17 protein-coding genes and 1 pseudogene are annotated in these 13,277 nt (G+C 61.4%); 8 read left to right on the top strand and 10 right to left on the bottom strand.

Translation table 11 applies throughout. From position 1 onward, the window contains the following. The first annotated feature begins 4 nt into the window (after window positions 1-4). Window positions 5-931 carry a LysR substrate-binding domain-containing protein gene (locus AC1D2R_RS09560; RefSeq protein WP_477967044.1) on the top strand — a complete coding sequence of 309 codons (927 nt, stop codon included), beginning with the start codon at window positions 5-7 and terminating at the stop codon, window positions 929-931. Here AC1D2R_RS09560 and AC1D2R_RS09555 read toward each other — a convergent pair. Continuing rightward, window positions 907-1,239: a hypothetical protein gene (locus AC1D2R_RS09555; RefSeq protein WP_477967043.1), complete on the bottom strand. Its 333-nt coding sequence runs from the start codon at window positions 1,237-1,239 to the stop codon at window positions 907-909. The genes AC1D2R_RS09560 and AC1D2R_RS09555 overlap by 25 nt on opposite strands. A 154-nt stretch (window positions 1,240-1,393) precedes the next feature. Here AC1D2R_RS09555 and AC1D2R_RS09550 point away from each other — a divergent pair, with 154 nt between their 5' ends. The 4 genes from AC1D2R_RS09550 to guaD all read left to right on the top strand — a co-directional run bounded on the left by AC1D2R_RS09550 (window position 1,394) and on the right by guaD (window position 5,109). After that, complete coding sequence (locus AC1D2R_RS09550) at window positions 1,394-1,930, top strand: hypothetical protein (protein ID WP_477967042.1); 537 nt, start codon at window positions 1,394-1,396, stop codon at window positions 1,928-1,930. Window positions 1,931-2,000: 70 nt separating this feature from the next. Further along, entirely contained in the window at window positions 2,001-3,245 is a 1,245-nt protein-coding gene (gene puuD / locus AC1D2R_RS09545; protein ID WP_477967041.1) for a urate hydroxylase PuuD, read from the top strand. 11 nt (window positions 3,246-3,256) lie between these two features. Beyond that, window positions 3,257-3,679, top strand: coding sequence for a COG3650 family protein (locus AC1D2R_RS09540; protein ID WP_477967040.1), 423 nt, complete (start codon window positions 3,257-3,259; stop codon window positions 3,677-3,679). Between the two features lie 122 nt (window positions 3,680-3,801). Then, complete coding sequence (guaD, locus tag AC1D2R_RS09535; protein WP_477967039.1) at window positions 3,802-5,109, top strand: guanine deaminase; 1,308 nt, start codon at window positions 3,802-3,804, stop codon at window positions 5,107-5,109. 154 nt (window positions 5,110-5,263) lie between these two features. Here guaD and AC1D2R_RS09530 read toward each other — a convergent pair whose 3' ends face one another. Beyond that, the gene (locus tag AC1D2R_RS09530; RefSeq protein WP_477967038.1) at window positions 5,264-6,115 is read right to left on the bottom strand and encodes a LysR family transcriptional regulator; all 852 of its coding nucleotides are present in this window, start codon (window positions 6,113-6,115) and stop codon (window positions 5,264-5,266) included. Window positions 6,116-6,210: 95 nt separating this feature from the next. Here AC1D2R_RS09530 and AC1D2R_RS09525 point away from each other — a divergent pair, with 95 nt between their 5' ends. From AC1D2R_RS09525 to AC1D2R_RS09515, 3 genes and pseudogenes are all read left to right on the top strand, one after another. After that, window positions 6,211-7,179: a quinone oxidoreductase family protein gene (locus AC1D2R_RS09525; protein WP_477967037.1), complete on the top strand. Its 969-nt coding sequence runs from the start codon at window positions 6,211-6,213 to the stop codon at window positions 7,177-7,179. A gap of 76 nt (window positions 7,180-7,255) precedes the next feature. Continuing rightward, the gene (locus tag AC1D2R_RS09520; protein ID WP_477967036.1) at window positions 7,256-8,398 is read left to right on the top strand and encodes an alpha-hydroxy acid oxidase; all 1,143 of its coding nucleotides are present in this window, start codon (window positions 7,256-7,258) and stop codon (window positions 8,396-8,398) included. 42 nt (window positions 8,399-8,440) lie between these two features. Beyond that, window positions 8,441-8,667: pseudogene (locus AC1D2R_RS09515) on the top strand (type II toxin-antitoxin system HicA family toxin). Between the two features lie 2 nt (window positions 8,668-8,669). Here AC1D2R_RS09515 and AC1D2R_RS09510 read toward each other — a convergent pair. The 8 genes from AC1D2R_RS09510 to AC1D2R_RS09475 form a co-directional block, all read right to left on the bottom strand. Further along, on the bottom strand, window positions 8,670-9,419 hold the full coding sequence (locus AC1D2R_RS09510; protein ID WP_477967035.1) for a metallophosphoesterase family protein: 750 nt from the start codon (window positions 9,417-9,419) through the stop codon (window positions 8,670-8,672). 3 nt (window positions 9,420-9,422) lie between these two features. Further along, the gene (gene uraH, locus AC1D2R_RS09505; RefSeq protein ID WP_477967034.1) at window positions 9,423-9,779 is read right to left on the bottom strand and encodes a hydroxyisourate hydrolase; all 357 of its coding nucleotides are present in this window, start codon (window positions 9,777-9,779) and stop codon (window positions 9,423-9,425) included. Further along, on the bottom strand, window positions 9,776-10,276 hold the full coding sequence (locus AC1D2R_RS09500; RefSeq protein ID WP_477967033.1) for an ureidoglycolate lyase: 501 nt from the start codon (window positions 10,274-10,276) through the stop codon (window positions 9,776-9,778). The genes uraH and AC1D2R_RS09500 overlap by 4 nt, the downstream gene beginning before the upstream one ends. Window positions 10,277-10,278: 2 nt before the next feature. Next, the gene (locus tag AC1D2R_RS09495) at window positions 10,279-10,641 is read right to left on the bottom strand and encodes a HepT-like ribonuclease domain-containing protein (protein ID WP_477967032.1); all 363 of its coding nucleotides are present in this window, start codon (window positions 10,639-10,641) and stop codon (window positions 10,279-10,281) included. Continuing rightward, a complete protein-coding gene (locus AC1D2R_RS09490) occupies window positions 10,638-10,928 on the bottom strand; it encodes a nucleotidyltransferase family protein (protein WP_477967031.1) in 291 nt (96 codons plus the stop codon). The genes AC1D2R_RS09495 and AC1D2R_RS09490 overlap by 4 nt, the downstream gene beginning before the upstream one ends. Window positions 10,929-11,000: 72 nt before the next feature. Beyond that, a complete protein-coding gene (gene uraD / locus AC1D2R_RS09485) occupies window positions 11,001-11,495 on the bottom strand; it encodes a 2-oxo-4-hydroxy-4-carboxy-5-ureidoimidazoline decarboxylase (RefSeq protein ID WP_477967030.1) in 495 nt (164 codons plus the stop codon). Next, complete coding sequence (puuE, locus tag AC1D2R_RS09480) at window positions 11,495-12,418, bottom strand: allantoinase PuuE (protein ID WP_477967029.1); 924 nt, start codon at window positions 12,416-12,418, stop codon at window positions 11,495-11,497. Before puuE ends, uraD begins: the two co-directional genes overlap by 1 nt. Before the next feature lie 99 nt (window positions 12,419-12,517). Then, on the bottom strand, window positions 12,518-13,240 hold the full coding sequence (locus AC1D2R_RS09475) for a DUF1045 domain-containing protein (protein WP_477967028.1): 723 nt from the start codon (window positions 13,238-13,240) through the stop codon (window positions 12,518-12,520). Between the last annotated feature and the right edge of the window lie 37 nt (window positions 13,241-13,277).

Genomic DNA, 13,277 nt, shown 5'->3' with positions numbered 1-13,277 from the left:
ATTCATGAAGCTGTCGAAACAATTCCCGCTCAACGCCTTGCGCGTGTTCGAGGCCGTCGCCCGGCTCGGCAGCTTCACAAGGGCCGGCGAAGAGCTCGGCATGACGCAGACCGCTGTCAGCTATCAGGTGAAGCTGCTGGAGGAGAATATCGGCGAACCGCTTTTCCTGCGCCGCCCGCGCCAGATCAGCCTGACGGATGCCGGCACAAGGCTGGCACCGAAGGTGACGGAAGCCTTTTCGCTGCTGAGCGAGGCAATGGCGCAAGCCCGCGGCGACATCCAGTCCACACTTCTGATCAATACCGTGGCCACCTTCGCCTCCCACTGGCTCGCCCGGCGCCTCGGTTCCTTTCAGCTGGCACATCCCGCGATTGCGGTGAGGCTTTCGACAGCCGAGGCGCTTGTCGATTTCAGCCGCGAGGCGGTTGACGTCGCCATCCGCTCCGGCACCGGCAACTGGCGCGGCCTCTGTGCCGACAAGCTGATCGAGACCAATTTCACGCCGATGCTAAGTCCGAAGCTTGCCGAAAGCATCGGCGGAATTCATCGGCCGGAAGATTTGTTGAAACTGCGGATCATCGATCCGAGCGATCCATGGTGGCAACAGTGGTTCACGGCCGCTGGGCTTCACGATCTTGATCTGGAAGAGAGGCCACGCAGCCAGTATGGCGCACAGGCATTCGAGGCGAGTGCTGCCGTTGCAGGCCAAGGAGTCGCCATTCTGACCCCCGCCTTTTACCTCGACGAAGTGGCGCAAGGCCGGTTATTCCAGCCGTTCGAACTCACCTGCAAGGATGGTCGCGGCTACTGGCTGGTCTACGCCGAAAATCGCCGAAACGTGCCCAAGATCAGGGCGTTCCGAAACTGGATCGTCGATGAAATCACGCGTGCAGACGATGCCGAGTTTCAATACCCCATCTCCGGCGCATAAAAGCAGCGAGGCGTGTCCTCGTTCGGAAAAAGGCAAATATGGTAGTCGCCGTCGCCCGACTTCATCGCCTTGGTCATCGGCAGTAGAAAGACATGAGCATGGGTGACGAGACGATGATCGCCCGGCAGCAGCGTCACGCGATAGCCGCGCGGGGTAACCGCCACGCTCTTGGAAGGGATCATCTGGCAGTCACCGGTCTCGTTGTCACCATTGCAACAGTAGGGTTCGTAACTCCAGCCGGAAGGAGCGTCGTGTGCTTCGACACATGTCGCAAAGGCAATCATCAAAAACACAAGAATGCTGCGCATCGGCATCTTCTCCGTCGATGAATGCGCCGCCCGTGAGTAAAGCGATCTCCACCTCAACCCGGCGGCCTCAAACGAAAGTGTAACCGAGTCTTAACATTTCAAGGACTGCTAAAATTCAAAGTGGAGCACACACTGCACCAAATGCGGAAAATCCATGGACACAATGCAACCGAAGACATACATCGCTATGGAGATGATCATGCTCTTCGACGCTGTGGGAGGCCGCATGCAGGGTATTTCATGTGCAGTTGCCGTCCTGTTCGCCGTATCCGCAAACGCCACGGCCCGAGCTATTTCCATAACCCGGTTGACTTCGAAGACCTCAAGGCGGGCGAAATGCTGCCGGCCCGTGAACTCCTGGAACCGCGCTTCGAGGGCCCTATCAGGACAGGCTGGACCAGAACGTTCCCGCGCGCGACAGGATCAATGCTCACTCTTCGATATCGGATATGTCGGCGACGAAGGCGACTGGGCACTCGTTCTGGTGCGCCACGTCGACGTTGAGGTGCTGCGCTTCAGGCGTTCCGCGAAGCTAGAACTCTTACCGGCGTCAGAGACGCAATCGTCCCGTATCGGCGGACTTCCCGAGCGCTTCACGCCGACATCTTGCGTTGATGGCGGTGCGGCAATGTTTGCGAAAACGGAGATAGACGGACGCACCTATATCAGCTTGGGGAAGAGCTCCGAATGACGCGTTTCCCCTTTCCTCCGAGCCCAACTTTTTGCATGGTGTTGAATCGGAGGAAGAATAGGGGAACTGAATGTATGAATACGCCATAGCGTGGGAGTGGCTGGCTTTTGCCGCCCGTTGGTTCCACGTCATCACCGCAATCGCCTGGATCGGCTCGTCGTTCTATTTCATCGCGCTCGATCTCGGTCTTGTGAAGCGCCCACATCTTCCGCCGGGCGCCTATGGCGAGGAATGGCAGGTCCACGGCGGCGGTTTCTATCATATCCAGAAATATCTGGTGGCACCGGCTCAGATGCCGGAGCATCTGACCTGGTTCAAGTACGAGAGCTATTTCACCTGGCTCTCCGGCTTCCTGATGCTCTGCATCGTCTATTACGGCGGCGCCGACCTCTTCCTCATCGACCGGCATGTGCTTGATGTGAGCGCTCCTGTCGCGATCCTGATTTCGCTGGCCTCGCTCGCCGTCGGGTGGATCGTCTACGATCTGCTCTGCAGGTCGCCGATCGGCAGGAACACCTGGGGCCTGATGATCGTGCTCTACGCCGTGCTTGTCTTCATGGCATGGGGCTACACCCAGCTCTTCACCGGCCGCGCCGCCTTCCTGCATCTCGGTGCGTTTACGGCGACGATCATGTCGGCCAACGTCTTCATGATCATCATCCCCAACCAGAAGATCGTCGTCTCCGACCTCATCGCCGGTCGCACGCCGGATGCGAAGTATGGCGCGATTGCCAAGCAGCGCTCGCTCCACAACAACTACCTGACGCTGCCGGTCATCTTCTTCATGCTGTCGAACCATTATCCGCTGGCCTTCGGCACCGCCTACAACTGGGTGATTGCAGCGCTGGTCTTCCTGATGGGCGTCACCATCCGCCACTGGTTCAACACCACGCACGCCCGCAAGGGCCGCCCGACCTGGACGTGGGTCGCCACCATCATCATCTTCATCCTGATCATGTGGCTTTCGACCGTGCCGAAGGTGCTGACCGGAGAAACGGATGCAGGGGCAGAAACCGTCGCTCCCGCCTTCCAGCAGTTCGCCGGCGATGTACACTTTCCTGCGGTCAAGCAGCTCGTCTCGACGCGCTGTTCCATGTGCCACGCCGCCGAGCCCGTTTATGAAGGGCTGGCGCGGCCGCCGAACAACGTCGTCCTCGAAAACGACGCGGAAATTGCCGCCCATGCGCGCGAGATCTATATACAGGCAGGACGCAGCCACGCGATGCCGCCCGGCAACGTGACCGACATCACGCCTGATGAGCGCAAGCTGCTGGTCGCCTGGTTCGAAAGCGCCGTCGAAGGCAAACAGGAATAAGGCAAACGGGAATGATGTCGGCCCTCCGCACCATCCTTCTGGCATCTGTTTTGGGCATGTCAGACCAGGGCATCGCCAATGCGGTGGCCGCCGATGCTCCGGCTGCGGCAGGCGAGTTTTCCGGCGCCCTCAACGCGCTTGGGACAGAACCCTTCTGGGGCATGACGATCCGCGCGAGCGGCTTGACCTTCAGCCGACCGGGCGAGGACGACGTCAGGTACGCGAACCCGGGACCTGTCATCAGGCAAGGGTCTGCCACCTGGACGCTCGCAGACCCATCGGCTCGCCTCAAGCTGACGCTCACGAACGAGGACTGCTCCGACGGAATGTCTGATCGCCACTACTCGTTCAAGGCGGTTGTGGCATTTGAGGAGAAGACGCTATACGGCTGTGCCGATACGCCGGCGGCGATCGCCGCCCAGCCGGCGCCCTGAGGCAAACCCGAAGATCGGGATCGAGTTGAAGATCCCATGTCAGTCAACATTCGACTGCGGCGCGCGGCAGAGATCCGGTGCAGGAACCGCGGCATGCAAACGCCACAGAAAAGGCAGAGCCCATGACACACACCCTTCTCCGCGGCCGGCTGCTGTCTTTCCTGCGTTCACCGCAGAGCCTGACCGACACCGAGAGCTACCTCTATGAAAGCGATGGTGGGCTGCTCATCGCAGACGGCCTGATCGTCGCATCCGGTCCGTATGACAAGGTTAGCGCCGCAGCACCGACCGATGCAGTGACAATCGATCATCGCCCGCATCTCATCATGCCTGGTTTCATCGACATGCACCTGCATTTCCCGCAGATGCAGGTCATCGCCTCCTATGCCGCAAACCTCCTGGAATGGCTTGATACCTACACCTTCCCCGAGGAGTGCCGCTTCGTCGAAAGCGCCCATGCACACAGGATCGCCACGCATTTCTACGACGAACTCGTCCGCCACGGCACGACGACGGCGGTCGCCTATTGCTCCGTCCACAAGACCTCCGCCGACGCCTTCTTCGCCGAGGCGATGAAACGCAACATGCGCATGGTCGGCGGCAAGGTGATGATGGACCGCAACGCCCCGCAGGGCCTGCTCGACACACCGAAGCTGGGCTACGACGAAACGCGACAGGTGATATCCGACTGGCACGGCAAGGGCCGCAACCATGTCGCCATCACGCCGCGCTTCGCCATCACCTCGACACCGGCACAGATGGAAGCGACGCAGGCGCTCGCCCGCGAATTCCCCGACCTGCACATCCAGACGCACCTTTCGGAGAACCACGACGAGATCAAATTCACCTGCGAGCTCTATCCGGAAGCGATCGACTACACCGACATCTACGCCCGCTATGGCCTGCTCGGGGACAGGACGCTCTTCGGCCACTGCATTCACCTCTCCGAGCGCGAGGCCGATGCCATGAGCGAGGCCGGCGCAGTCGCCGTCCACTGCCCGACCTCGAACCTGTTCCTCGGTTCCGGCCTGTTCCCGCTGAAGGCGCTGGCACGGCGCGAAAAGCCGGTGAGAATAGGCGTCGCCACCGATATCGGCGGCGGATCGAGCTACTCCATGCTGCGCACCATGGACGAGGCCTACAAGATCCAGCAACTGCTGGGCGAGCGGCTGAACCCACTTGAAAGCTACTACTACATGACGCTAGGCAACGCCCGATCCCTGTCGTTAGCCGACAGGATCGGCACGCTGGAAGCAGAAACCGACGCCGATATCGTCGTGTTGAACGCCGCCGCGACCCCCGCCATGGCACTGAAGATGGAGGTCGTGAGGACGCTCTGCGAAGAACTCTTCCTGCTCCAGACGATGGGCGACGACCGAGCGATCGTGGAGACCTATGTTGCGGGCGTGGCGGCGAAAGGCAGCCTCTAGGCGACTGCGGTCGGATTTCGGCAAGGCGCTCGACATCAGGATGTGCCATCCGCTGCGCCGCAGTGTCATAACGACCGAAGGGAGCCGCCGACGCCCAATCTTGGCGCCCGTTCCGGCAACCCAAAGACACCGCGCCATGCGGCGAGAACGACATCTAGCTTTGTCGTTCGAACGCCTTCAGAGCTTCCATCACCGCGCGGACGATCGGTACGTTCCTGATATCCGAGTGAACGACTAGCCAGACTTCGCGCATCAGCGGCGTCGGCTGCGCGATAGCCTCAACGAGGTCATCGATGCCGGAAAGCAGGAAGTTCGGCAGTATCGCAACCCCACCGCCGGCTCGTGCGGCTGCGATCTGGAATTCCAGGGTGGTCGCCCGCATTGCCACCCGTCGTCCGTTCGCGACCGCAAGTAGCCGCTGGTATTGCGGTGAAGTCATCATTGTCTCGTCGTAGGCGATGAAGCTCCAGTCCTGCTCCGGCACGCAAGCCAGATAGGCAGGAGCGGCGTAAAAGCCGAACGCAACCTCGCAGAGCTTCGTGACCGTCAGGTCGCCCTCATCCGGCATGGTCATCCGCACGGCGATATCGGCCTCCCGCCGGTCGAGCGAAGCGTAGCGTGTCTCGCCGACAATGACGACGTTGATATCGGGATGCTCCCGCCTGAGAGCGACAAGCGGCGCCACAAGCAATGCCGCAGCAAAGGCAGGCGGCGCGCTGATCCTGATATCTCCGGCCAGCGTCGCGCCGGCTGCAAGCCTGACCCGCTCGATCGCAAGCGCCTCCTCTCCCATCCGCTCGGCCATGCCGGCAACGCGTTCGCCCTCGGCGGTCAACAGGATGCGTCGCCCGCGCCGGTCGATCAGCTTCACGCCCATCTGGGCTTCCAGGCCAGCGATGCGACGGGCGACCGTGGCATGCTCCACGCCGAGCGAACGGGCAGCGCCCAGGAGCGTCCCGCTCCGTGCCAGCGCAGCAAAATGGCGAAGGTTTTCCCAATCCAGCATTGATCGTTTTTTCCCATTCGATGGTCAACAATAGGGAATTTCCGATCAATGCGCCATCGGTCATGATCCCTGACAACAGCAATTGGAGTTCGAACATGGACAAAATCGTAACACTCCAGGCACCGGGCGGTATCGAACAGCTACGGGTCTCGCAACGCGCGCCGCAGCAGCCGGGCACGGGTGAGATCCGGATACGCCACGACGCGATCGGCATGAACTTCCTCGACATTTATCACCGGAAGGGCCTCTATCCCTTGCCTGCCTATCCGGCCGTACTGGGTGTCGAGGGCGCAGGGGTCGTCGAAGCGGTCGGCGCCGATGTCACCGACTTTACCCCTGGCGATCGCATTGCCTATGCAGGCGCACCCGTTGGAGCTTATGCTGCAACAAGGTTGCTCCCCGCAAAACGTGCCATCCGGCTGCCAGATGAAATACCATCGCGTATCGCCGCCGCCTCGATGCTGAAGGGAATGACGGCCTACATGCTGCTGACCCAAACCTATCGGGTCGAGCCCGGCACGGTCATTCTCGTGCATGCGGCCGCCGGCGGCCTCGGCGCAATTCTCGTGCGCTGGGCAAGGCGCCTCGGGGCAACCGTCATCGGAACCGTCGGCACGCGGGAGAAGGCCGAACTCGCCCGCTCCTACGGTGCCGACCACCTCATCGTCGGGCGTGACGGCGATGTCGTCGGCGAGGTGAAGCGCCTCACATCCGGCCGCGGCGTCGATGTCGCCTATGACGGGATCGGCGCCACCATGCTGGCAAAAACCATCCAGTGCATTCGTCCGTTCGGTGTCGCGGCGACCATCGGCCAGGCCGGCGGGCCCATTCCGCCGGTCTCCGTGGATGAACTTCGACCGGGCCGGTCTCTTACTCATCCGAGCGTCATGGCCTATATCGTCGATGCCGCCAACTATGCGGTTGCTGCCAAATCCGTTGTCGAAATGCTGGGCTCCGGCATCGCCGCCACGATCGCCGCAGATTATGCCCTGGAGGACGCGGCGAAAGCCCAGGAGCGCCTCGAGGAGGGGCGTGCCGCAGGCAGCCTGATTCTTGTCCCCTGAACGACGAAAGAGGTACACAACTGCCTGAAATTCATGTTAAGGGCCATGGCATTATTCAGATGTGAAAGTCTTATCCATGACCCCTCCTCTCACCATCGCCGACCTCAAGAACCTCGCTCAGCGCCGCGTCCCGAAGATGTTTTTCGACTATGCGGATTCCGGCGCCTGGACGGAGTCGACGTATCAGGCGAACGAGAGCGATTTTGCCAAGATCAAGCTTCGTCAGCGCGTGCTTGTCGACATGACGAACCGCACGCTGGAAACGAAGATGATCGGCCAGAAGGTCTCGATGCCGGTGGCCCTTGCGCCGACCGGCATGACCGGCATGCAGCACGCAGACGGCGAGATGCTGGCGGCGCGCGCAGCGGAAGAAGCCGGCGTTCCCTTCACGCTGTCGACCATGAGCATTTGCTCGATCGAGGACGTCGCGTCGGTCACGACCAGGCCCTTCTGGTTCCAGCTTTACGTGATGAAGGACAAGGACTTCGTCATGAACCTGATCAACCGCGCCAAGGCAGCCAAGTGCTCGGCGCTGGTGCTGACGGCCGACCTGCAGATCCTAGGCCAGCGCCACAAGGACCTGCGCAACGGCCTCTCCGCACCGCCGAAGTTTACACCGAAGCATATCTGGCAGATGGCGACGCGCCCGTTCTGGTGCCTGGACATGCTGCAGACCAAGCGCCGTACTTTTGGCAACATCGTCGGCCACGCCAGGAACGTTTCGGACCTCTCCTCGCTCGCCTCCTGGACAGCCGAGCAGTTCGACCCGCAGCTCTCCTGGGCTGACGTTGCCTGGATCAAGGAAAAATGGGGCGGCCCGTTGATCATCAAGGGCATCTGCGACGTCGAGGATGCGAAATCGGCGGCCGAAACCGGTGCTGACGCGATCATCGTCTCCAACCACGGCGGCCGCCAGCTCGACGGCGCCCCCTCCTCGATCAGCATCCTGCCGTCGATCGTCGACGCCGTCGGCCACAAGATCGAGATCCATCTCGATGGCGGCATCCGCTCCGGCCAGGACGTGCTGAAGGCCGTGGCGCTCGGCGCCAAGGGAACCTATATCGGCCGCCCCTTCCTCTACGGCCTCGGTGCCATGGGCAAGGACGGGGTAACCCTCGCGCTCAACATCCTTCGCAAGGAGCTGGACGTTACGATGGCCCTCTGCGGCAAGCGCGACATCAACGACGTCAACTCCTCGATCATCGCCGGACGGCAGTGATCCAGGTGAAATTATGCACACTGTTGTGTATAATTTGACGAGATGAAGAACGCCGACGTTACCGCGTGCTGCAAAGGACGGCTGGTTTGAGGTCGGCCGCAAGGGCGGTCATGTCCAATTCAAGCACGACGAGCGTAGCTGGTCGAGTGACGGTTCCCCATCCCAAGCGGGACATTCCGCTTGGGATGCTTCGTAGCAGCCGGCCGATCGCTCTCCGGCCTTTTGGCAGCGCTGCCAAACACGAAATCGAGCATAACGCGGCGCCCTGACCCTACCCCGCCCAACCTGTTGCCAGCGCCGAAGCCCAGTCGGGCCGGCCGTTCTTCGCCCCGAGCCTCGCCATCGCCATGTGATCGTAAGCCACGGTCCGGAAGGTCGGCGCCCAGCCTGCCTCGGTCTTGTCGAGGATGGCATAGCAGGCTCGCGGATGTCCGACCTCGACCTTGTGAGGATATGGCGCATCGTCGTCATAGGCCGGGCAGCCGACGCTGCCTGGATTGACGATCAGCCGCCCGTCCGACAACTGCACCATGCGCGCGACATGGCTGTGGGCGCAAAGCAGGAGCGATTGCTCGATGCCCTCGGCCATCGCCTCTATTTCGGCCTGCGGCCGCAGAGTCACGCAGCCCTCGGCCGTGACCTTCTCCAGCCAGTAGAGATTGTCGTCCTTCGGCGTGGCGTGGCACAGATAGACCTCGTTGCGAAAGACGCTGTCGAACGGCAGTTTGCGCAGCCAGGCGAAGTGCCGCTCGGCAAGCTGTCCATGCGCATGCGCATCGGATGGCTGAAGCCGGTCCGCCGGCGTCTCGATGAGATAGCGATCGTGATTACCGCGCACGCTATGCACCGCGTCGGCATCGAGGAGCAGCAGAAGATCGGCCGTCCGCGCCGCGTCGAGCGGCCCACTCAAGGCGTCGCCGAGGTTGACCACGTCGCGGATACCCAGCGAGGCGATATCGCCAAGCACTGCTTCGAGCGCCAGATGGTTACCGTGAACGTCCGCGATGGCGGCAAAACGCACAGTCTAGCTCCCCCGATAGGTCGAATAGCCGTAGGGCGAGATCAGCAGCGGCACATGATAGTGCCCGTTCTCGTCAGCGATCCCGAAACGGATCGGCACGATGTCCAGGAACGCCGGGTGCGGCAGGGCGACACCCGTCGTGCGCAGATAGTCGCCGGCATGAAACAGCAACTCGTAGGTTCCCGCCTTGAAGGTTTCGCCGACCAGGATCGGTCCGCCGTCCACACGCCCGTCGGCATTGGTCGTGACCGTCCTGAGGTGATGGCGGACCTCCCCGTCGAGACGAAAGAGATCGATCTTCAGCCCTTCGGCCGGCTTGCCGGAAGCGGTGTCGAGAACATGGGTGGTCAATCCGGTCATAAGGCTGGCTCACTGATGAGAAAGGGCGTTTCGAAGACGTATTCTTCGAGATTGTTGCCGGCACCGTCGCGGTCGACGACAAGAAAATCGCTGACTGCGCCGAGCGCTATCAACGGATGGTGCCACACGTTGCGACGATAATTCACGCCCTGATCACCGCGCGCCAGGAAGACCTGTGGCCTGCCCGGCTGTCCGCCTGTGTCCTGCGAAACGACGACGAGAAACGGACGGCCCGAAATCGGCGAGAAGCTCTGGCTGCCGAGCGGATGGCGCTCCATCATGCCGACGTCATATGGAAAAGTGCGCGGCTGGCCGCGGAAGAGGTTGATGATGACGCGCGCGCCTTCGCCCGCCGCTTCAGCGGCGGCCAGCGCATGGAACCGCTCTGTCGTGCCGTTGTTGATGAACCGCATCGTCTCCGGATCGGCTTCGATGACATCGCCAAAGGGCGCGAAGGCGGACTTGGTGAGGGGAAGGATGTCGAGCAATTGTGTCACGATTATTCGCCCTCTATACGCCAATGACGTATGGAACCGAGCTGCGAGAGAACTGTCGCCAATTCGCCGCGGACGGTGTTCCAGATGGCAGTCAAATCGGCGCGATAGTCGTCATGCACAATCAGATTTCGCATTCCCCTTATCTTGCTCCATGGGATTTCGGCATGATCGCTCAGAAAGTCGGGATCATCGGCACCGATCCGCGCGGCAGCTTCGCCAAGAAGCACCAGCGACATGGTGACCGCCAGCTGTGTTCGGACATCGGCCAGGAAATCCTTTTCGCTCATGCCGTCCGTCAATGCGCGTGCCTGCTCGGCGGCAGCCTGCATCCGATCGATGTAGTCAACCAATCTGTCTGCGTTCATATGCTTGCAGCTTCGGCAAGAACCCGATCCCGAATTTTCGGGGGCAAGCCGCCCGGCGTCACAAGATCCACCTTCACCCCCAGAATGTCCTTCAACTCTTCCAGCAACCCGCAGAGATCAAACAGCGTCGTGCCCGGCAACGTATCGACCAGAATGTCCAGATCGCTATCCGCCCTGTCCTTGCCCCGCGCCCCCGACCCGAAGACACGCGGGTTCGCCGTATTGAAGCGCTTCGTCGCCTCGCGGATCGCCTGCCTGTTCTTCTCCCAAATCTCAGATGGTTTCATCGTGGTCGCTCCTGTTCCACAACTATAAGCCACGGACACACAAGAGAAAAGCGCTCCGCACATCGAGCCGCGTCAGGCCGGCAGCATCGCCGTCAGTCGCAACAACGCAATCCGCTCGACTTGCGCCGTCGCCGTCGCGAATTCCGCGTCGCGGCTGTTTGCGATCCGCTGTTCGAAGGCGGCCAGAATATCGTCCTTGTTCAACCCCTTTACCGCGATGATGAAGGGGAACCCGAATTTTTTGACATAGGCAGTGTTGAGTTCGGTAAACCGGGCATGCTCTTCGCCGCTCAGCCGGTCAAGACCGGCTCCGGCCTGCTCCTTGCGGCTGTCCTCTGTCAGTTCGCCGGCAATCGCCAGCCGCCCGGCGAGGTCGGGGTGGGCACTGAGAACGCAGAGCCGCTCCTCAGTGCTTGCCGCACGGAAGATCGCCAAGAGCGCCGTGTGCACGCGGTCCACGGTCAGGTCCCCGCCCCAAAACCCGTCGTCATAGGCTCGCTCGGCAATGAACGGCGAATGCTCGAACACGCCACCAAAGCGGGATACGAAATCGTCGCGCGAGATCATCAGAACGCTTCCGGCTTGTGGTGCGCGTGCCAGTGCTCGGCGATCTCGATCCGGCGCGGGATCCAGACCTTGTCGTGCTTCAGCACATATTCCATGAACCGCTTAAGCGCGGCAGCGCGTCCTGGACGACCGACCAGGCGGCAATGCAGACCGATCGACATCATCTTCGGGCTGCCCTCCTTGCCTTCTGCATAGAGCGTATCGAAAGCATCCTTCAGATAGGCGAAGAACTGGTCGCCGGAATTGAAGCCTTGTGGCGTCGCAAAGCGCATGTCGTTGGTTTCGAGCGTGTAGGGAATGATCAGGAACGGTTTGTCGTCCGCGCCCTTCACCCAGTAAGGCAGATCGTCGGCGTACGAATCCGAGGAATAGAGGAAACCGCCCTCCTCCTGCACCAGCCGCAACGTATTGTCCGAAGGCTTGCCCTGGTACATGCCATAGGGCCGCTCTCCAGTCAGTTCGGTATGCAGGCGCACCGCCTCCAGAATATGCTTGCGCTCCAGGTCCTCCGGAAAATCCTTGTATTCCAGCCAACGGTAGCCGTGGCTGGCGATCTCCCAACCCGCTTCCTTCATGGCGGCGACTGCTTCAGGGTTGCGTGCCATGGCCAGCGTCACGCCATAAACAGTCGCCGGGACCTTGAGTTCAGTGAACATGCGCCACAGCCGCCAGAAGCCGGCGCGCGACCCGTATTCATAGATCGATTCCATGTTGAGGTTGCGCTGGTTCGGCCAGGCCGCCGCCCCGACGATCTCCGACAGCAGGTTTTCCGAGGCCGGATCGCCGTCGAGGATCGAGCTTTCGCCGCCCTCCTCGTAGTTGATCACGAACTGGACGGCCACGCGCGCATCGCCCGGCCACTTCGGATCGGGCGTGTTGCGGCCGTAACCGACGAGATTGCGCGGATAAGTCTCCGATACCATGAAATCACCTTCTGAAACGTCGGGTGAACGGTAGCATCCGGACACGGAATGTCGAGACGGAAAGTATGCAACAGAGTTTTGCCTTTACGGCACAATCTCTTAGGCAGGCACCGCCATCCGCTCCCTGCGGGCGGTAACCTTCCCCATCGGATGCAGAGAATGCACGCGAAACGGTCCGCCACTACCCTCCTCGAACATCAAGGCGACGTTCGAAATCTTCACCGGTTCGGCAAGCACGGGGCCGAAAACGCTGCGGAGCGCCAGCTCGATCCGCGGCATGTCATGATGCCTGACGGCCCCCGTGACCGGCATGTGGAACCGGAACTCATCCATCACATGCGCGCAACCCCAGCGGTGCAGGTTGGCAAACTGTGCAGCCGAAAGACCGTCGGGATCGCTGCGCTCGATATCCGCATCGCTGAGCGGCGCGCGGAAACGGTCGAACTGCTGGACGATCGCCGAAGCGAGATAGTGTACGTGCTCGCAGGGCAGAGACGGAACCAGGCTGTAGAATCCGCCCGTGCGGGCGACCTCGAGTTGCTGGATCTGAAACGGCGTCAGCGTCCCGCAGAAGCGCATCATATCGCGCAGGAGCTCTTCCTCGGAGACACCGGGCGCAAGACGGAAGGGTGCTTTCAGTACACCGTGAAAGCCATAGCGACGGGGCACTGCGGTCAGAAACGCGACCTCGTGAATGCTCAATCCCCTGATCGCCGTCGGCTCGACCATCTCGCCTGAAAACACATTTCGGCCCAGCCAATTTGCAGCCGCATAGGACAGCGGATCGCTGGCTGCGGGCGTAAAACAAATCGCGTAGCGCATGCAATTCCCTCCGTAGGCCTATGGCGATGGCTCGGAA

This window comes from Rhizobium sp. P1_C7 (genome assembly GCF_056406295.1).
The sequence above is the reverse complement of the archived record's forward strand: the minus strand, read 5'-3'. Positions and strand labels throughout refer to the sequence as shown.

What these genes read in the sequence shown, in the direction of transcription:
- AC1D2R_RS09560 (WP_477967044.1), top strand. Translation starts at nt 5, where the DNA reads ATGAAGCTGTCGAAACAATTCCCGCTCAACGCCTTGCGCGTGTTCGAG.
- AC1D2R_RS09555 (WP_477967043.1), bottom strand. Translation starts at nt 1,239, where the DNA reads ATGCGCAGCATTCTTGTGTTTTTGATGATTGCCTTTGCGACATGTGTC.
- AC1D2R_RS09550 (WP_477967042.1), top strand. Translation starts at nt 1,394, where the DNA reads ATGGACACAATGCAACCGAAGACATACATCGCTATGGAGATGATCATG.
- puuD (WP_477967041.1), top strand. Translation starts at nt 2,001, where the DNA reads ATGTATGAATACGCCATAGCGTGGGAGTGGCTGGCTTTTGCCGCCCGT.
- AC1D2R_RS09540 (WP_477967040.1), top strand. Translation starts at nt 3,257, where the DNA reads ATGATGTCGGCCCTCCGCACCATCCTTCTGGCATCTGTTTTGGGCATG.
- guaD (WP_477967039.1), top strand. Translation starts at nt 3,802, where the DNA reads ATGACACACACCCTTCTCCGCGGCCGGCTGCTGTCTTTCCTGCGTTCA.
- AC1D2R_RS09530 (WP_477967038.1), bottom strand. Translation starts at nt 6,115, where the DNA reads ATGCTGGATTGGGAAAACCTTCGCCATTTTGCTGCGCTGGCACGGAGC.
- AC1D2R_RS09525 (WP_477967037.1), top strand. Translation starts at nt 6,211, where the DNA reads ATGGACAAAATCGTAACACTCCAGGCACCGGGCGGTATCGAACAGCTA.
- AC1D2R_RS09520 (WP_477967036.1), top strand. Translation starts at nt 7,256, where the DNA reads ATGACCCCTCCTCTCACCATCGCCGACCTCAAGAACCTCGCTCAGCGC.
- uraH (WP_477967034.1), bottom strand. Translation starts at nt 9,779, where the DNA reads ATGACCGGATTGACCACCCATGTTCTCGACACCGCTTCCGGCAAGCCG.
- AC1D2R_RS09495 (WP_477967032.1), bottom strand. Translation starts at nt 10,641, where the DNA reads ATGAACGCAGACAGATTGGTTGACTACATCGATCGGATGCAGGCTGCC.
- AC1D2R_RS09490 (WP_477967031.1), bottom strand. Translation starts at nt 10,928, where the DNA reads ATGAAACCATCTGAGATTTGGGAGAAGAACAGGCAGGCGATCCGCGAG.
- uraD (WP_477967030.1), bottom strand. Translation starts at nt 11,495, where the DNA reads ATGATCTCGCGCGACGATTTCGTATCCCGCTTTGGTGGCGTGTTCGAG.
- puuE (WP_477967029.1), bottom strand. Translation starts at nt 12,418, where the DNA reads ATGGTATCGGAGACTTATCCGCGCAATCTCGTCGGTTACGGCCGCAAC.
- AC1D2R_RS09475 (WP_477967028.1), bottom strand. Translation starts at nt 13,240, where the DNA reads ATGCGCTACGCGATTTGTTTTACGCCCGCAGCCAGCGATCCGCTGTCC.